Genomic DNA, 17,925 nt, shown 5'->3' with positions numbered 1-17,925 from the left:
GATCAGTGAGCGTGGATACCTCGGTAGTACTCGAAGATCCAGCCGCAGACCATGACTGCGCCGATGCCGCAGCCGATGATGAACAGCCACCAACCGATGACGACACCCAGCACGACGACGGCCAGCGCCAGGGCGCAGAACAGCGGCCACCAGCTGTAGGGCGGGAAGAAGCCCTGCTCGCCAGCGCCTTCAGCGATCTCGCCGTCGCTGCGGTCCTCGGGACGGTCGGGGATCTGCTTGGCCACGACGGCCAGGTAGAAGCCCAGCAGCACGCACAGCAGCGTCGTCATGACGAGCGCCGTGGTACCGGTCGGATCCTTGGTCAGCACCCAGTAGATCGGAGCAATCAGTGCGAAGAAGATTCCGCACGACAGGATTGTCCAAGTTTCGGCCTTCATGGATCAGTGCTCGCCCTTCGCATCGCCGATGGCTTCTTGCTTGCCGTCGACATCTGGTGCGTCGGCAAACTTGGATGTCTCTCCCGGGTTGTGGGCGAGCGAGAGCAGCCACCTCCGGGTGGTGCAGGTCGAAAGCGGGGCTCTCGGACCTGATGCGCGGCAGCGACACGAAGTTGTGACGCGGCGGCGGTGAGCTCGTCGCCCACTCGAGCGAACGTCCCCAGCCCACGGGTCGTTCAGGCCGACCAGAGGTGCCTTGCGCGACTTCCAGATGTTGTAGAAGAACGGCAGGGTCGACGCGCCCAGCAGGAAGGCACCCACCGACGAGATCTCGTTGAGCGTCGTGAAGCCGTCGCCCGGACCGTAGTCGGCGTAGCGGCGAGGGAAGCCCTCGACGCCGAGCCAGTGCTGGACCAGGAACGTCAGGTGGAAGCCGATGAACAGCAGCCAGAAGTGGATCTTGCCGAGCTTCTCGATCGAGCATCCGGCCGGTCAGCTTGGGCCACCAGTAGTAGAAGCCCGCGAACATCGCGAACACCACGGTGCCGAACACGACGTAGTGGAAGTGCGCCACGACGAAGTAGCTGTCGGACAAGCTGGAAGTCGAGGGTCGGCGACGCCAGGATGACACCGGTCAGACCGCCGAAGAGGAAGGTCGTCAGGAAGCCCAGCGAGAAGATCAGCGGCGTGTCGAAGGACAGAGATCCGCCCCATAGCGTGCCGATCCAGTTGAAGAACTTCACGCCGGTAGGCACCGCGATGAGGAACGTCATGAAGGAGAAGAACGCCAGGTCGACCGAGCCGGTGACGAACATGTGGTGAGCCCACACCGCGACCGACAGGGCAGCGATCATCAGCGTTGCCGCGACGAGTCCGACGTAGCCGAAGATCGGCTTGCGGGCGAAGACCGGCAGGATCTCGCTGATGATGCCGAAGAACGGCAGGGCGATGATGTAGACCTCGGGTGACCGAAGAACCAGAACAGGTGCTGCCACAGGATCGGTCCGCCGTTGGCGGGGTCGAACACGTGGGCGCCGAGGCGACGATCGGCCTCGAGCGAGAGCAGCGCTGCGGCGAAGATCGGGAACGCGATGAGGACCAGCATGCTGGTGACCAAGGTGTTCCAGACGAAGATCGGCATGCGGAACATCGTCATGCCGGGCGCACGCATCGTGAAGATCGTGGTGATGAAGTTGACCGCACCCAGGATCGTGCCGAGTCCTGACATCCACAGACCCATGACCCAGAGGTCACCGCCGACCCCTGGCGAGTTGACCGCATCACTCAACGGGGCATACGCGAACCAGCCGAGCTTGCGGCACCGCCGGGCACGAAGAAACCGGAGACCACGATGAGGCTGCCGAACAGGTACAGCCAGTAACTGAACATGTTGAGTCGCGGGAAGGCGACGTCGGGAGCACCGATCTGCAGCGGCATGATCGCGTTGGAGAAGCCGAAGAACAGCGGCGTCGCGAACATCAGCAGCATGATCGTGCCGTGCATCGTGAACAGCTGGTTGTACGTCTCGTCGTCGACGATCTGCGTGCCGGGCTGAGCCAGCTGCAGCGCGGATCAGCAGCGCCAGGACGCCGCCGATGATGAAGAAGGCGAACGACGTGATGAGGTACATGTTGCCGATCACCTTGTGATCGGTCGTCGTCAGAACTGTGGACGATCTTCTGGCCGAGGGTGCGCTCGCGCGTCACCGCCCGGTCTGAAGCGTCGTCGAATGCTGCTGTTGCGTCGCTAGTCATCAGGACACTGACCCATCTCCCTGAACGCCGCGTGACGTTCCCAGTCTTGACGTCGCCTTCGAGACCTGCGATCTCGCTGGCCTTCTTGGAGCCCTCGGGGGCTCCGATCTGGCCGGCCTTCTTGAGCTCGGCGAGGTGCTTATCGTAGTCGGCGCGCGAGACGACGTTCACCTTGAAGATCATGCGTGAGTGGTAGAGGCCGCAACAACTCGCGCAGCGTCCGACGAACTCACCTTCGCGTGTCGGAGACAGGTCGAAGGAGTTGATCTTGCCGGGAACGACGTCCATCTTGAAGTAGAACTCGGGGATCCAGAACGAGTGGATCACGTCGGGCGACTTGAGCACGAAGCGAATCGACTCGTCGACCGGGAGCCAGAGCTCGGTGGGATCTTGCGGCGTGCCGATGTCGTAGACGTCTTCGCCGTTCGTGGCGTCCTCGTCGAGGTAGTTGAACGCCCACTGCCACTTGCTGCCGACGACCTCGATCGTGTGATCGGGGTTGTCGACCTTCTCGAGCACGTTGTTCTGCGACGTGACGGTGTGGAAGAAGAACACCGCGACGATGATGACCGGTGCGAAGGTGTACAGCGCCTGGATCGGCAGGTTGTCGCGGATCTGCGCCGGCACCTCGTCGTCGCTGCGGCGACGGTAGCGGATCGCGGCGTAGACGATCAGGCCGAAGACGACCAGGAAGATGACCAGCACGGCGATCCAGGCGCCCAGCCGAAGCTCCCAGATGTCTTGGGTGCGGTCTGTGCTGCCGATCGGCAGGCCCAGTCGCTGCAAGTCATTATCAGCGTCTGGTGAACAGCCGCTCAGTACGACGGCGGCCACGAGTAGAACCGCCCATTTCATCCGACCCACGAGGCGCCTTTCTAGACCATGACTGTCACGAGATGACTTCAAGAACCTTAACGCAGACCTATGCCGCCGAGATGGTGAGGTAAGCCTGTGTTGATTTTGGGATCTGCTATGAGTGTTCATGCGATCAGAGGGCCGCATCGACGTCGGCACGGGCCGTTTCGCCGTAGGTCGTGCCGATCCGCTTGAGGAAGCTGTCGCGGTCGAGCGCGTACTCCTGCGTGCCCTTCGTCTCGACGACGCTCGCGGCGATCGTGCAACCGATCTGCGCGGAGCGTTCGAAGTGAGTCCGGCCGCGATGCCGGCCAGGAATCCGGCGCGGAAGCTGTCACCGACCCCGGTGGGGTCGACGGCGACGACGCCTTCGATGGCGCCGACCTCGATCGGTGCGGCGTCGCCTGCGGGATAGACCGTGACGCCGTCCTTGCCGCGGGTGACGATCTGGGTGCCGACGTGCGCGCGCACCTCGTCGGCCGTCCAGCCGGTCTTCTGCTGGATCAGTGCCGACTCGTAGTCGTTGCTGAACAGGTAGGTCGCACCGTCGATGAGGTCGCGGATGACGTCACCTTCGGCCCACGCGAGCTGCTGCGAGGGGTCGGCGGCGAACGGGATGCCGTTGTCGCGGCATGCCCGGGTGTGCCGGAGCATGCCCTCGGGGTCGTCGGGGCCGACGAGCACGAGGTCGAAGTCGGAGCCGACCGACGTGATGTCGATGTCGCGGGCCTCGGCCATCGCACCGGCGTAGAACGTCGCGATCTGCGCCATGTCGGAGTGGTGGTGCACACGAAGCAGCGAGCGGTGTGGCGGGTCTCGGAGACCTGTACTCCACTGGTGTCGACGCCAGCGGCATCAAGCCAGCCGCGGTACTCGACGTCGAAGTCGTGACCGACGGCGCCGACCAGGAGCGGCCGGTGGCCGAGCTTGCGCGAGGGCGAAGGCGATGTTGGCGGCACCGCCCCCGCGGCGGACGTCGAGGTCGTTGACCAGGAGACGAGAGGGAGATCTTGTCGAGCTGGTCCGGCACGAGCGGGTCGGCGAACTTCCCGTCGAAAGTCATGAGGTGGTCGATGGGCAATCGATCCAGCGATGGCAAGGTGCACCATCACACAATAGTCGACGCCCTCCTGCTGGTGCAGGAGGGCGTTGGTGTGACCTTGACTGATGCTGGTCAGTTGAAGGAGTCACCGCAGGCGCAGGAGCCGGTCGCGGCGGGGTTGTCGATCGTGAAACCCTGCTTCTCGATCGTGTCGACGAAGTCGATCGTCGCGCCGCCGAGGTACGGCAGGCTCATCCGGTCGACGACGACGCTGACGTCGCCGAAGGGGAACATCTGGTCGCCGTCGAGCGAGCGCTCGTCGAAGAAGAGCTGGTAGCGCAGTCCGGAACAACCGCCCGGCTGCACGGCGATGCGAAGCGAGAGGTCGTCGCGGCCTTCTTGGGCGAGCAGGCTCGCGACCTTGGATGCGGCGCCTTCGGTGAGGCTGACGCCCGTGGCCGCCTCAGTGATCGGTTCCGCGACACTGGACTGGTCGGTCTCAACTGTCATGTGTAACTCCCATGGTCTGGTCTTGAGGACTCGTCACGTTGCACCCTCGTCATTCCACAACGCGTGCCGCAGCGATTCCATTCCATCGTACGCCGTCAATCCTGATGCTGGGGCGACCACGTCCGTGCGACGCGTTCGGCGAGATCGCTCAGGTGCTGTGCGGGTGCGGCCATCGACGCCTCGAGGCTGATGTAGCTGGTGACGCCGTAGGCGGCTTCGACACCCATGGCCCGCATCTCTCGGGAGCCGACCTCGACCTGGCCGGCCAGGACGATGCAGGGGCGGGCGGCGGCTGCGGCGACGGCCGCGACGCCGTAGACGACCTTGCCGGCCCGCGAGGAGAAGTCGTACGTGCCCTCCCCCGTGACGACGAGGTCGTGCTGGGCGGACTGAGCCGTCAGCCCGACCAGGTCGGCGACCAGGTCGATGCCGGACACCCGCGTGCCGCCGAGCAGCATGAGCGCGAAGCCGAGACCGCCGGCGGCTCCCGCACCCTTGGCGTCGGCGAGACGGCGTTCGGCCGGGGTGGAGCCGCACGTCGCTGCGACGAACCGGTCGAGGACGCCGTCGACCGAGATGATCTGGTCGTCGGTCAGCCCCTTCTGGGGCCCGAAGGTCTTGGTGGCTCCGAACATGCCGAGCAGCGGGACGTCGACGTCGGACGCGATGACGAGCTCGACACCTTGCACCCGGGCCAGTGCCCGTGCCAGGTCGACCCGGGTCACGCCCGCCAGTCCCGTGGGGCCGGCGTCGAGGGGGACGTCAGCCGTCGCGCCGAGTGCCGCGAGCAGGCCGGCTCCCCCGTCGTTGGTCGCGCTGCCGCCGAGGCCGACGACGATGCGCCGGGCGCCCACGTCGATGGACCGGGCGATGACGTCGCCGACCCCGAAGGTCGTGGCGTGGAGCGGATCGCGGACGTCGTCCAGGTGCAGCCCGCACGCCTGAGCGCTCTCGACATAGGTCGTGTCTCCCACCGCCAGCACCGTGACCGGCACCGCGGCGCTCAGGGGCCCGCGCACGACCTCGACGACGAGCTCTCCGCCGAGCGCGGCGTGCAGGACGTCGACGAAGCCCGGTCCGCCGTCGGACATCGCGGCGGTCGTCAGGACATCGTCAGGTGCATGGCGCTGCCAGCCCTCGGCGATCGCACGAGCGGCCTCGGGAGCCGACAACGTCCCGCCGAACGAGTCCGGCGCGACGAGGACCCTCAGGCGAGGGCCTGTTCTGCGGCCGCGATCAGGACGCAGGTCACGAGCACCTCGATCGCCAGCTCCAGGTCTTCGGGCGACGGGTAGGACGGTGCGATGCGGACGTTGCGGTCGCGCGGGTCGTCGCCGTACGGGAAGGCCGCACCGGCGCCCGTCATGACGACACCGGCCTCACCGGCCAGCTCGATGACGCGGGTCGCCGTGCCGTCGAGCACGTCGAGGCTGACGAAGTAGCCACCGGTCGGCTCGGTCCAGGACGCGACGCCGTACTCGCCGAGGCCCGCACGCAGCAGCTTCACGACAGTCTCGAACTTCGGGGCCAGGATCGCGCGGTGCTGGTCCATCAGCGCGTGCACGCCCTCGGTGTTCTTGAGGTAGCGAGCATGACGCAGGTGGTTGACCTTGTCGGGACCGATGGTCCGCTTGCTCAGGTGGCGCAGGTACCACTCGACGTTGGCGGTCGAGCTGCCGAAGAAGCCACTCCCGAACCGGCGAAGGTGATCTTGGACGTCGAGGCGAAGACCACGGCGCGGTCGGGGTGACCGGCCGCAGTGCACAGCCCCAGGATGTCGGCGGTCTTGGTCTGCTCGTCGGTGAGGTGGTGCACCGCATAAGCGTTGTCCCAGAAGATGCGGAAGTCGGGGGCGGCGGTCTGCAGCGACGCCAGCTCGGCGGCGATCTCGGTGCTGACGACCGCGCCGGTCGGGTTGCTGTAGGTCGGGACGAGCCACATGCCCTTGACCGCAGGGTCCTTGACGATCTCGCGCAGCGCGTCGATGTCGGGGCCGTCTTCGTTGAGCGTCACCGGGATCATCTCGATGCCGTACTCCTCGAGCAGCGCGAAGTGGCGGTCGTAGCCGGGAACCGGGCAGACGAACTTGACCTCTTCCTCGGCACCCCACGGCTGCTCGGAGCCGGGTACGCCGTGGAACAGCGCGAAGACCAGGTTGTCGTGCATCACCGCGAGGCTCGCGTTGTCGCCGGCGACGATCTGGTCGACCGGAACCTGCATGATCGGGGCGAAGATCTCGCGGATCTCGGCAAGCCCGTTCAGGCCGCCGTAGTTGCGGGTGTCGGTGCCGTTGGCCGAGGCGAAGTCGTCGCCCGGCAGGTTCAACAAGCTCGCTGGACAGGTCGAGCTGTTCTGGCGAGGGCTTGCCGCGCGTCAGGTCGAGCTTGAGTCCACGGTTCTGCAGCGCACGATATGCCGTGGTCTGCTCGTCGAAGAGGGCCTGGATCTGGTCACGGGAGAAGGCGTCGAAGCTCACGCGGCCAATCTATCGTCCGTCGCCCATCACGACAGACCGGGCGCACCCCAGATCGCGAGCCACTTCGTCAGATCGGCCTCGACCGGCACGTCGCCGGCGACGACACCGCGCGCCTGCAGCTCCAGCGCATTGTCGCGTCGGCTCTCGCCATCGGGGGCGAACGGGTAGAACGTGCCCTGCTTGAAGAGGTACACCAGACCGAACGGCTTGCCGGCCGCGGTCGTGAACGTGACCGTCGAGCACAGCAAGGACGGCCCGAAGCCAGCGTCGACCAGCGAGGTGTTGACGGCGTGCAGATCGGTGACGAGCCCGGAGACGTCGCCGTCGGCGCGGGTCACCGTCAGCCAGTGGAAGCCGAACCGGTCGTCGCTGCGGGTCACGGTCGATCCGGGCGACGAGGTGATCAGTCGCTCGGCATCGGCCATGACCAGGTCGTCGGCATTGCCCTCGGTGTCACGGAAGCACACCGAGCCCGAGCCCGTCGCGGTGAAACCCTCGACCTGCAACGAGATCGCGGCCTGGGGCACGGCGAACAACACGTCGAGGTCTGCCTCCGGCGGTTTGCTGCGGCCGAGGATCGAGTCGAAGAAGCCCATCGCTCGAGACTATCTGCCCGGTCTACTCCGAGAGCTCGGCGCTGACCTTGGCCAGCTGGTCGAGCCGCTGCTGCAGCGGCGGGTGGGTCGCGAACATCGCGCCGATCGACTCCCGGTTGATCGCCGGGGCGAAGAAGAAGGCGCTGATCGCCTGTCCCTCGCGCAGGTCGCGGTTGGGGATGCTGGCCATGTCGCCGGAGATCTTGACCAGCGCGGAGGCCAGCTTGGACGGACGTCCCGTGAGGTAGGCACCGCTGCGGTCAGCGCTGAGCTCGCGGTAGCGCGACAACGAGCGGGTCAGGACGAAGCTGACGGCGTACACGACCATGCTGACCAGGAAGACGACCAGGAAAACGGCACCGTTGTTCTTGTTGCGGCCGCCGAACATGTTGCTGGCGTACATGCCCCACCGGGTGATGAAGCCGGCGAGCAGGCCCAGCGACGAGGCCACCGTCATGACCGTGACGTCACGGTTGGCGACGTGCGCCAGCTCGTGCGACAGGACGCCTTCGAGCCGTCGGCGTCGAGGCGCTGCATGATGCCGGTCGTCACGCACACCGCCGAGTGCTTGGGCGAACGCCCAGTGGCGAAGGCGTTGGGCATGTCGGTCACCGCGATCGCGACCCGCGGCTTGGGCATGTCGGCGAGGGCACAGAGCCGGTCGATCATGGCGTGCAGCTCGGGCGCCTGGGCCGGCTCGACGACCTGCGCGTTCATCGACTTCAGGGCCAAGGTGTCGGAGAAGTACCACTGCCCCCACGCCATGGCCAGGACGATGACCAAGGCCAGCGAGCTCGTTGCCCATGACCGTGAACAGCACTGCGCCGAAGACGATGTAGAGGGCGCCGAGGCCGAAGCTGACGCCGCCCATGCGCAGCGACAGCCCGCGGTCAGTCTTGAATCTGCTGCGGGCCATGACCGTCCTTCTTCTGGGTCGAGATCTGCTCGAGCTGACGATCGACCTCGGCCCCGTCGAGGGCGGCGTCGAACTGCCGCGACCACAGCTCGTCGTCTGACACCCCGTGCTTGCCGACGACGCCGTCGGCGACGAGCTCGTCGACCGCGTCGGCGGTCGCCTCGAGCTCACGGGTGCGACGCTCGGCCGACTCCATCGCCTGTCCGACCTCGCTGACCGTCGAGCTGATGCCGCTCGTCGCGCTGTTGATCTCGGCACGGGCGGTCGCCGCGGTGTGGCGCGCCGACAGCGTGTCCTTGCGGACCCGGAAGCTCTCGACCTCCTGCTCGACCTTCATGGCGGCCAGCTCGAGCTTGGACTCCTCAGCCTTCAGGTCGGCGTGACGCTGCTGCAGATCTGCGCCGGACTTCTCCAACGTCACCTTGTGCATCAGCAGAGCGCGGGCTTCCTCGTCGTTGCCGTGCGCCACGGCCTGACGGGCCTGGTCGTCGAGCTGTGAGGCCTGCTGGGCGATCGTGGCCAGCTGGAGCTCGACCCGCTTGCGACTCGTCGCGACGTCGGCCACTCCCCTGCGCACCTGGCGGAGCAGCGCGGTCTGCTCGCGGTAGGTCTCGTCCAAGCGCTCTTTCAGCTTCTCCGGACTCGCACTGGCGGAGGAGCGCGATTCCCACCACTTGGCGATGCGCTTGCGGATGCTCATGCCCTCAAGCCTACGGGTAGGGTTGCGCCCGTGGCAGACGAGACAGAAGCAGGCAAGGGACGCGCGACCCCCAGTCGCAAAGAGGCCGAGGCTGCTCGCAAGAAGCAGATGAAGACGCCGACCAGCCGCAAGGAGCAGGCCAAGCGCGAACGGGCTGCCCGTGAGGCGCAGCGCGCCAAGCAGCGTGAGGCGCTCAAGAGCGGTGACGAGCGCTACCTGCCCGCCCGCGAGCAGGGTCCCGTGCGCCGTTTCTGCCGCGACTACGTCGACCGTCGGTTCAACGTCGCCGAGTTCTTGCTGCCGTTTCTGATCGTGCTGCTGATCTTGTTCATGGTCACCGGCAGCATCAGCAAAGACCTCAACACGATCCTCAGCTCGGTCGTCTACCCGATCGTGATCCTCGGCACCATCGTCGACGAGGTCATCATGGTGCGCGGGCTCAAGCGCGAGCTCAGGGCCCGGTTCGGTGACGACTCGCTCAAGGGCACGACGACGTACGCCGTGCTCCGCAGCACGCAGCTGCGTCGCTTCCGCCTGCCCAAGGTGCAGGTCAAGCGCGGCGAGACCCTCAGCGACACCTACCGCTGAGGTTTCCCCGCTCCTTGCGCCAGCGTCAGTTGTTCTCGGCGTGCAGCGACATCGGGCCGTAGACCTCGGTCTCGGCGTCGAACAGGCGAACCTGGTCGATGCCCTGGTCGAGCAGGTCGCCGAAGGCCTCGCCGACCCACGACTCGGCGTCGCCCCGGCTCTCGAACGTCTCCGAGCGTCCCACGACCTCGCCGGTCGAGCTTTCAAACGTCCAGGTCCAGCGTATGTCATGACTCCTTGGTCGAGGGTTCGACGAACGGGGGCTTGGTGACGGTGAACGCCTCGGAGCGGCCGCGCACGTCGACGATCACCGTGGCGCCATCTTGGGTGGAAGGCTCGATGAGTGCAAGCGCGATGCCTTGGCGCAGCGTCGGCGAGAACGTGCCGGACGTGACCTCGCCGATCTCGACGCCCTCGGCGTCGAGCACCGTCATGCCCGGCCGTGGGATGCCGCGGCCCTGAGCCGCAAGCCCACGCAACGTGCGGACCGTCTTCTCGGCCCGCTGGGTCTCGAGGGCGTCCTTGCCCCAGAACGTCGGCTTCTTCCAGCCGACGGCCCACCCGGCCCGGGCCATGACCGGGCTGATCTCGGGTGACAGCTCGTGCCCGTGCAGCGGGTAGCCCATCTCGGTACGTAGTGTGTCGCGGGCGCCGAGACCGCAGGCCCGGATGCCGAACGGCTCACCGGCAGCCACGACCGCGTCCCACACCTGGACGGCAGAGGCGCTCGGCACGACCAGCTCGTACCCGCGCTCGCCGGTGTAGCCGGTTCGGCAGACCGTGATGTCGCACCCGGCGATCGTCGCATCGGCGAACGACATGTACTGGTGATCGACCGGAAGGTCGAGGGCCTGCAGCACCTCGTCGCTCGACGGTCCCTGGATCGCCAGGATCGCGTACTCCCGGTGCAGATCGGTGACCTCCACGCCGGCCGGGGCGGCTGCCCGCAGGCGCTCCACGACGGCCGCGGTGTTGGCGGCGTTCGGGATCAGGAACACCTCGAAGTCGTTGCGCAGGTAGGCGATCAGGTCGTCGACCGTGCCGCCGTCGTCGTCGCAGCACAGCGTGTACTGAGCCTGACCGGGCTGGATGCGGGCCAGGTCGTTGGTGAAGCACGCGTTGACGAGCTCAGCGGCGCCGGACCCGCGGACCAGTGCCTTGCCCAGGTGGCTGACGTCGAACAGCCCGACACCCTCACGGACCGCCTTGTGCTCGGCCAGCACACCGCCGCCGGCGTACTCCAACGGCATCTCCCAGCCGCCGAACTCAGGCGAGCTTGGCACCTAGTTCGACATGGCGGTCGTGCAGCGGGGAATGAAGCAGGTCCATGACCACAACCTAGACGAGACTCGCATCGCCGCAGGCCGCGACCTAGAGTGGCAGACATGCCGACTGTCACCCTCAGCACTTCGAAGCCGACCACTGCCAGCGCCGATGTCCTGGTGCTCGGAATCCGCAGCACCGAGGACCGCGGTGAGCTCGCTCCCCTGCTCGAGCTGCTCGGTTTCACCGGCGACAAGGGCCAGTCGGTCCGATTCCCGTCCGGCGGACTGACCAAGGCTCCTGTCGTCGTCGCGCTCGCGCTGCCCGACGAGCCGACGGCCGAAGACCTGCGCCGCGCCGCAGCCAAAGGCCTGCGCGCAGCGACCAACGCCACCAGCATCGCCTTCGCGCTGCATCCTGCCGGGTCGACGAGGTCGAGGCGATCGCCGAGGGCATCGCGCTGGGCGCGTACTCCTACGACACGTACAAGACGAAGAAGAAGGACGACAAGAAGAAGCCCGAGCTCGAGAGCGCCGTCATCCTGACACCGTTCGCCCGACAGTCGACCGCCACGCAGGCCGCAGAGCGCGCCGCGACGGTGGCCGCCGCGGTCAACGTCGCCCGCGACTGGGTCAACACCCCTCCCGGAGACAAGCGTCCCGCCGACTTCGCCGAGGCCATCACGGCCCACGCAGGCAGCGACGTCAAGATCGCGGTCTGGGACGAGAAGCGGCTCGCGAAGGAGAAGTGCGGCGGCATCCTCGGCGTCGGCCAGGGATCGGACGCTCCCCCGCGCCTCGTCACGATGACCTACGAGCCCGAGAAGCCGGTGGCCCACCTGGCGCTGGTGGGCAAGGGCATCACGTTCGACTCGGGAGGACTATCGATCAAGCCGGGCGCGTCGATGCAGACCATGAAGTGCGACATGGCTGGCGCTGCGGCCGTGGCCGCCGCGACCGTCGCGATCGCACGCCTCGGCCTGCCGATCAAGATCACGACCTTCGCCTGCATCGCCGAGAACATGCCCAGCGGCGCCGCGACGCGCCCTGGTGACGTCCTGCACATGCGTAGCGGCGCGACGGTCGAGGTGCACAACACCGACGCCGAGGGACGCCTCGTGCTGGCCGACGGGCTCTCGCTGGCGGTCGACGCCAAGCCCGATCACATCGTCGACGTCGCGACCCTGACCGGCGCCTGCATGGTCGCGCTGGGGCAGAACACGTCCGGCGTCCTGGGCAATGACGAGGCACTCAGCGACACGATCATCGCGGCCGCCAAGACGGCCGGCGAGTCGATGTGGCCGCTGCCGATCACCGAGGAGATGAAGGGCATCGTGACGTCCTCCTCGATCGCCGACCTGCGCCAGCACAACCCGAAGTCTTACGGTGGCGCACTCTTCGCCGCCGCGTTCCTGCGGGAGTTCGTGGGCGACGTCTCGTGGGCGCACCTCGACATCGCCGGACCGGCATTCAACGAGGGCTCCGCGGTCGACTACACACCGGTCGGCGGAACCGGCACGAGCGTCCGCACCCTGGTCGCCCTGGCGACAGAGCTCGCCGCTGCTCGATGAGCTTGGACGCCTCGACGACGGCCGCCCTGCGCCAACGGCTCGCAGCAGAGCAATCTCGGCAGCGGCTGCCTTCGGTCGTGGCCGGGCTCGTCCGCGACGGTGAGCTGATCTGGTCGGGCGGCGCCGGGACGCTCGATGCCCGCGCCGACGGACCTGCACCGTCCGCCGACACGCAGTACCGGATCGGCTCGATCTCCAAGACGTTCGTCGCAGTCGAGGTCTTGCGGTTGCGTGATGCCGGCCAGCTCGACCTGGCCGACACGATCGGCACCCACCTTCCCGAGCTGCCGTTCGGGCACGTCACGATCGCCCAGCTGCTCAGCCACACCTCGGGCCTCCAGGCCGAGACCTCCGGTGGCTGGTGGGAGCGGACGGCCGGAGGCCCGTGGGACGAGCTGCTGGCCGGCGGGCTGAACCTGCGGTTCACGCCCGGCACGACGTACCACTACACGAACGTCGGCTACGGCGTGCTCGGCGAGCTGATCACCCGCCTGCGCGGAGTGCCCTGGCACCAAGCCGTCCAGACCGGCATCCTCGACCCGCTCGGCATGTCGCGCACGACGCTGCGACCTGTGGCTCCGGCGGCACCCGGACTGGCCGTCCATCCCCTGTCCGATCTCGTGCACGTCGAGCCCGAGCACGACGCAGCCTCGATGGCGCCGGCCGGTCAGCTCTGGTCGACCGTCCACGACCTGGCGACCTGGGCGGCGTTCGTCGCCGGACGCACCGAGGGGGGTGCTCGCGCCCGAGACCCTGGCCGAGATGCTGCATCCCATCGCGGTCAACGACGTCCCCGGCGCACCCTGGGGCGGCGCGCACGGTCTCGGCTGGCAGATGTGGAACGACGCCGGACGCCGCTACGGCGGTCACGGTGGATCGATGCCCGGCTTCCTGGCAGGCCTGCGGGTCGACCTCGAGACCGGTGACGGCGTCGTCGTGATGGCCAACGCCACCAGCGGCCTCGGTCCGCTCGGACCCGATCTGCTCACCCTGCTGCGCGAGCGCGAGCCCGTCGCCCCGACCCCGTGGAGCGCCGACAGCACCCAGAGCCATGAGCTCGACCTCGTCGGACCCTGGTACTGGGGCACGTACGCCTTCAACCTGTCGCTCGAAGCCGACGGCGGCCTGCGCCTCGGCGAGCCCGGGCGAGGGCCGAGGCGCTCGGTTCGAGCGCACCGCAGACGGCTGGACCGGGCTCGACGCCTACTACCGCGGCGAGCCGCTGGTCGTCGAGCGGGACGACGCCGGCACACCGTGCCGACTCGTGCTGGCGAGCTTCGTGTTCACCCGGACGCCCTACGACCCGACGGTCGAGATTCCTGGCGACGTCTCCCCCGACGGCTGGCACTGATCCGGCCGCACGTGGATCGTCAGTGATCGTCAGTCGGGCAGGCCGAGGCTGCGGGCCGCGTCCTCGACGGTGTCCCACTTGGTGCGATCGCCGCCGAGACGGTCGGGGTGCGCCTGCTTGCGCGCACTGCGGTAAGGCTTCATCAGCTGCTCGAACGACGGATCGGTCGGCAGTGGATCGACCTTGGCGATCGACTCCAACGTCATGATCGCGGCCAGCTCACGCGGAGTCTGCTGCTTGGGCGGAGCTGACGTCTGCGACGCGGCCGACGGCGAGGAGACCTTCGCCTTGCGCAGGTCGTACTCGCGCTTGCGCGCCGGGATCGGAACCAGGTTGGAGTCGTAGACCGGGATCTGCAGCTTCTTGCGAGCGAAGTCGTGACCGGCCTGCGCCGAGGCGACTCGTCGTCGGATCGACTCGCCGTCGTGGGCAACGAGAAGCAGCGTCGTCTGGGTCACCGAGGTCTGGGGCTCGATCCACGCCTCGACCCCCCGGCGCGACTCGGCGAACTCGCGCAAGGAGTCGAGGTCGGCCCGGCTGGAGTTGCGGTCGGATATGACCGCCCCGGCCTCGGTGCGAGCCTTTCGGCCACGGAAGATTCCCATGGCATAAGTGTGCCCGATCGACAAGGCGGCCACGATCAACCCCGGTGGCAGCGTCCTTGTCCTCAGTGACAAGATGAAGCCAAGAGAGATCCTCAGGAGGACACCGTGGCGGACGGCGCCGGCAACAACTTCGACATTGTGATTCTCGGCGGCGGAAGTGGCGGTTACGCCTGCGCACTCCGCGCCGTGCAGCTCGGCAAGTCAGTAGCACTGATCGAGAAGGCCAAGCTGGGAGGGACATGCCTGCACACAGGATGCATCCCCACCAAGGCCCTTCTCCATGCGGCCGAGGTCGCAGACAACACCCGTGAGAGCTCACACTTCGGTGTGAAGGCCACCTTCGACGGCATCGACATGCCCGCCGTCAATGGCTACAAGGACGGCGTCATCGACCGTCTCTACAAGGGCCTGCAGGGCCTCATCAAGTCCGGCGGCATCACTGTCGTCGAGGGTGAGGGCAAGCTCGTCGACGCCAAGACCGTCGAGGTCAACGGCGAGCGCTACACCGGCACCAACGTCGTGCTCGCGACCGGATCGGTCTCCCGCACGCTCGGTCTCGAGATCGGCGGACGGGTCATCACCTCCACCGAGGCGCTGACGATGAGCGAAGTTCCCGAGAAGGTCGTCATCATCGGCGGCAGCGTCATCGGCGTCGAGTTCGCCAGCGTCTGGAAGTCGTTCGGCGCCGACGTCACGATCATCGAGGGCCTGCCGAGTCTCATCCCGCTGGAGGACCCGTCGCTGAGCAAGCAGCTCGAGCGCGCGTTCCGCAAGCGCAAGATCAACTTCAAGACCGGCGTGAAGTTCCAGTCGGTCAACCAGACCGAGTCCGGTGTCACCGTGACGCTCGAGAACGGCGACACGATCGAGACCGATCTGGTGCTCGTCGCCGTCGGCCGCGGACCCAACTCCGCCGGCATGGGCTACGAAGAGGCAGGCATCACCGTCGACCGCGGCTGGGTGCCCACCAACGAGCGCCTGGCGACCAACGTCGACGGCGTCTTCGCGGTCGGCGACCTCGTTCCCGGCCTGCAGCTGGCCCACCGCGGCTTCGCCCACGGCATCTTCGTCGCCGAGGAGATCGCAGGCCTCAACCCGCAGCCCGTCATCGACTGGGCATCCCCCGCGTCACGTACTGCGATCCCGAGATCGCGTCGGTCGGCATCACCGAGCCCCAGGCCCGGGAGAAGTTCGGCGACGACGGTGTCGAGACGGTCGAGTACAACCTCGGCGGCAACGGCAAGTCGCAGATCCTCGGAACTGCTGGCAGCATCAAGCTCTGCGTGAAAAGAATGGTCCCATCGTCGGCGTCCACATGATCGGTGCGCGCTACGGCGAACAGGTCGGCGAGGCCTCCCTGATCGTCAACTGGGAGGCCTACCCCGAGGACGTCGCCCAGTTCATCCACGCCCATCCCACCCAGAACGAAGCGCTCGGAGAAGCTGCGCTCGCCCTTGCCGGCAAGCCGCTTCACTCGCACGCCTGAGACCGGAGACCATCATGGCCACGCAAGTCACACTTCCTGCTCTCGGCGAAAGCGTCACCGAAGGCACCGTCACCCAATGGCTCAAGCAGGTCGGCGACACGGTTGCCGTCGACGAGCCGCTCCTCGAGATCTCGACCGACAAGGTCGACACCGAGATCCCGTCCCCTGTCGCCGGAACTCTGCTCGAGATCCGCGCCGCCGAGGACGACACCGTCGAGGTCGGCGCCGTCCTGGCGATCATCGGTGAAGAGGGTGAGAGCGCCGGCGACGACGCTGCCCCCGCAGCCGAGGAGCCTGCAGCCGAAGAGGCACCTGCCGCAGAGCCCGAGCCCGAAGCGGTTGCCGAAGAGCGCTCGAACCAGCCCGACGACAGCGCCGAGGAAAAGCACGACGCTGCCGAGACCGCCCCGGCCCCGCAGGCCGACACCGCCCCCGCCTCGGGTGAGGGCACCGACGTGACGCTGCCCGCTCTGGGCGAGAGCGTCACCGAAGGCACCGTCACGCAGTGGCTCAAGCAGGTCGGCGACGAGGTTGCCGTCGACGAGCCGCTCCTGGAGATCTCGACCGACAAGGTCGACACCGAGATCCCGTCCCCGGTCGCCGGAACTCTGCTCGAGATCCGCGCTGCCGAGGACGAGACCGTCGAGGTCGGCGCTGTCCTGGCCGTCATCGGCGCCGCGGGTGGCGCTGCTTCCTCCGAGGCCCCGGCTCCCGAGCCAGAGCCCGAAGCAGCCCCGGCCGCAGAGGCCCAGCCTGAGGCAGCACCTGCCGAGCCGGCTCCCGAGCCGACCCCGGCACCGCCGCCCCCGCCGCCGGCTCCCGAGCCGACCCCGGCCGCAGAGCCTGAAGCTGCTGCTCCGGCACCCGCCGCCGCGGCACCGGCCGAGAGCAACGGCGACTCGTACGTCACCCCGATCGTGCGCAAGCCGCCAAGCAGCACGACGTCGACCTGTCGTCCGTCACGGGCACCGGAGTCGGCGGACGCATCCGCAAGCAGGACGTGCTCGACGCGGCCGCCAAGCCGGCCGAGGCAAGCTCCCGCTGCAGCGGCTCCGGCCGCCGCAGCACCCGCTGCCGAGGCTTCGGCCCTGCGCGGCAAGACCGAGAAGGTCACCCGACTGCGCAAGGTCATCGCCTCGCGCATGGTCGAGTCGCTGCAGGTCTCGGCCCAGCGCACGCAGGTCCACGAGGTCGACGTCACCGAGGTGGCCCGTCTGCGCGGTCGCCACAAGAACGCCTTCCTCGAGCGTGAGGGCGTCAAGCTGACGTACCTGCCGTTCTTCGCGAAGGCAGCCATCGAGGCACTCAAGTCGTACCCGCAGCTCAACTCGGCGCTCGATCTCGAGGCCGGGACGATCACCTACCCGGCGGGCGAGCACCTCGGCATCGCCGTCGACACCGAGCGCGGTCTGCTCGTGCCGACGATCAAGGATGCCGGCGACCTGTCGATCGCTGGTCTGGCGCGCAAGATCGCTGATGCGGCCGAGCGCACCCGGACCAACAAGATCACGCCCGACGAGCTGTCCGGCGCGACCTTCACGATCACCAACCTGGGCAGCAACGGCGCACTGTTCGACACGCCGATCATCAACCAGCCGCAGGTCGCGATCCTGGGTGTCGGTGCGGTCGTCAAGCGTCCTGTCGTCGTCACCGACTCGCAGGGCAATGACAGCATCTCGGTGCGCAGCATGGCCTATCTCGCGCTGACCTACGATCACCGCATCGTCGACGGTGCTGACGCCGGTCGCTTCCTGACCGCCGTCAAGCAGCGCCTCGAGGCCGGATCGTTCGAAGCAGAGCTCGGGTCCTGATCTC

The 17,925-nt window shown here is 67.6% G+C and carries 14 protein-coding genes and 6 pseudogenes; 7 read left to right on the top strand and 13 right to left on the bottom strand.

The window, feature by feature from the left end:
* Positions 1-2 precede the first annotated feature (2 nt).
* The 10 genes and pseudogenes from ACHMWU_RS02950 to ACHMWU_RS02905 all read right to left on the bottom strand — a co-directional run bounded on the left by ACHMWU_RS02950 (position 3) and on the right by ACHMWU_RS02905 (position 9,247).
* Positions 3-398, bottom strand: a complete 396-nt coding sequence (locus ACHMWU_RS02950) for a cytochrome c oxidase subunit 4 (RefSeq protein WP_396041587.1) — start codon at positions 396-398, stop codon at positions 3-5.
* Between the two features lie 82 nt (positions 399-480).
* A pseudogene (gene ctaD, locus ACHMWU_RS02945) lies at positions 481-2,152 on the bottom strand (cytochrome c oxidase subunit I); the annotation flags it as partial.
* A gap of 144 nt (positions 2,153-2,296) precedes the next feature.
* Positions 2,297-3,628 (bottom strand): annotated as a pseudogene (gene coxB / locus ACHMWU_RS02940) (cytochrome c oxidase subunit II); the annotation flags it as partial.
* Positions 3,511-4,116, bottom strand: coding sequence for a PfkB family carbohydrate kinase (locus ACHMWU_RS02935; RefSeq protein ID WP_396041838.1), 606 nt, complete (start codon positions 4,114-4,116; stop codon positions 3,511-3,513). The gene ACHMWU_RS02935 and the pseudogene coxB, both read right to left, overlap by 118 nt.
* A 65-nt stretch (positions 4,117-4,181) precedes the next feature.
* The gene (locus ACHMWU_RS02930) at positions 4,182-4,559 is read right to left on the bottom strand and encodes a HesB/IscA family protein (RefSeq protein WP_396041586.1); all 378 of its coding nucleotides are present in this window, start codon (positions 4,557-4,559) and stop codon (positions 4,182-4,184) included.
* Between the two features lie 95 nt (positions 4,560-4,654).
* Positions 4,655-5,770 (bottom strand): glycerate kinase, encoded by a 1,116-nt coding sequence (locus ACHMWU_RS02925; RefSeq protein ID WP_396041837.1) that lies wholly within the window; start codon positions 5,768-5,770, stop codon positions 4,655-4,657.
* A pseudogene (locus tag ACHMWU_RS02920) lies at positions 5,767-7,035 on the bottom strand (aminotransferase class I/II-fold pyridoxal phosphate-dependent enzyme). Before ACHMWU_RS02920 ends, ACHMWU_RS02925 begins: the two are co-directional and overlap by 4 nt.
* A 26-nt stretch (positions 7,036-7,061) precedes the next feature.
* Positions 7,062-7,631, bottom strand: a complete 570-nt coding sequence (locus ACHMWU_RS02915) for a hypothetical protein (protein WP_396041585.1) — start codon at positions 7,629-7,631, stop codon at positions 7,062-7,064.
* Positions 7,632-7,653: 22 nt separating this feature from the next.
* Positions 7,654-8,270, bottom strand: a pseudogene (locus ACHMWU_RS02910) (M48 family metalloprotease).
* A gap of 251 nt (positions 8,271-8,521) precedes the next feature.
* Positions 8,522-9,247, bottom strand: coding sequence for a PspA/IM30 family protein (locus tag ACHMWU_RS02905; RefSeq protein WP_396041584.1), 726 nt, complete (start codon positions 9,245-9,247; stop codon positions 8,522-8,524).
* Between the two features lie 30 nt (positions 9,248-9,277).
* Here ACHMWU_RS02905 and ACHMWU_RS02900 point away from each other — a divergent pair, with 30 nt between their 5' ends.
* The gene (locus tag ACHMWU_RS02900) at positions 9,278-9,835 is read left to right on the top strand and encodes a DUF3043 domain-containing protein (protein WP_396041583.1); all 558 of its coding nucleotides are present in this window, start codon (positions 9,278-9,280) and stop codon (positions 9,833-9,835) included.
* A 25-nt stretch (positions 9,836-9,860) separates the two neighbouring features.
* Here ACHMWU_RS02900 and ACHMWU_RS02895 read toward each other — a convergent pair whose 3' ends face one another.
* Both ACHMWU_RS02895 and gcvT read right to left on the bottom strand, forming a co-directional pair.
* Positions 9,861-10,019, bottom strand: a complete 159-nt coding sequence (locus tag ACHMWU_RS02895; RefSeq protein ID WP_396041582.1) for a hypothetical protein — start codon at positions 10,017-10,019, stop codon at positions 9,861-9,863.
* Positions 10,020-10,062: 43 nt separating this feature from the next.
* On the bottom strand, positions 10,063-11,118 hold the full coding sequence (gcvT, locus tag ACHMWU_RS02890; protein ID WP_396041581.1) for a glycine cleavage system aminomethyltransferase GcvT: 1,056 nt from the start codon (positions 11,116-11,118) through the stop codon (positions 10,063-10,065).
* Positions 11,119-11,220: 102 nt separating this feature from the next.
* Here gcvT and ACHMWU_RS02885 point away from each other — a divergent pair, with 102 nt between their 5' ends.
* From ACHMWU_RS02885 to ACHMWU_RS02870, 4 genes are read left to right on the top strand one after another with little or no spacing between them, the layout of a single operon-like run.
* Entirely contained in the window at positions 11,221-11,643 is a 423-nt protein-coding gene (locus ACHMWU_RS02885) for a M17 family peptidase N-terminal domain-containing protein (RefSeq protein WP_396041580.1), read from the top strand.
* Positions 11,541-12,668, top strand: a complete 1,128-nt coding sequence (locus ACHMWU_RS02880) for a leucyl aminopeptidase (RefSeq protein ID WP_396041836.1) — start codon at positions 11,541-11,543, stop codon at positions 12,666-12,668. Before ACHMWU_RS02885 ends, ACHMWU_RS02880 begins: the two co-directional genes overlap by 103 nt.
* Positions 12,669-12,670: 2 nt before the next feature.
* Positions 12,671-13,594 carry a serine hydrolase domain-containing protein gene (locus ACHMWU_RS02875; RefSeq protein ID WP_396041579.1) on the top strand — a complete coding sequence of 308 codons (924 nt, stop codon included), beginning with the start codon at positions 12,671-12,673 and terminating at the stop codon, positions 13,592-13,594.
* Positions 13,548-14,045 (top strand): hypothetical protein, encoded by a 498-nt coding sequence (locus ACHMWU_RS02870; protein WP_396041578.1) that lies wholly within the window; start codon positions 13,548-13,550, stop codon positions 14,043-14,045. Before ACHMWU_RS02875 ends, ACHMWU_RS02870 begins: the two co-directional genes overlap by 47 nt.
* 3 nt (positions 14,046-14,048) lie before the next feature.
* Here the strand turns inward: ACHMWU_RS02870 and ACHMWU_RS02865 are convergent, their stop codons facing one another.
* Entirely contained in the window at positions 14,049-14,624 is a 576-nt protein-coding gene (locus tag ACHMWU_RS02865; RefSeq protein WP_396041577.1) for a hypothetical protein, read from the bottom strand.
* Between the two features lie 105 nt (positions 14,625-14,729).
* On the opposite strand from ACHMWU_RS02865, the pseudogene lpdA reads away from it, so the two are divergent.
* Positions 14,730-16,110: pseudogene (lpdA, locus tag ACHMWU_RS02860) on the top strand (dihydrolipoyl dehydrogenase).
* 14 nt (positions 16,111-16,124) lie between these two features.
* A pseudogene (gene sucB / locus ACHMWU_RS02855) lies at positions 16,125-17,921 on the top strand (2-oxoglutarate dehydrogenase, E2 component, dihydrolipoamide succinyltransferase).
* Positions 17,922-17,925 lie beyond the last annotated feature (4 nt).

The organism is Aeromicrobium sp. UC242_57, from assembly GCF_044452305.1.
Taxonomy (GTDB): Bacteria; Actinomycetota; Actinomycetes; order Propionibacteriales; family Nocardioidaceae; genus Aeromicrobium.
This window is presented reverse-complemented; position numbering and strand designations above follow the sequence as displayed.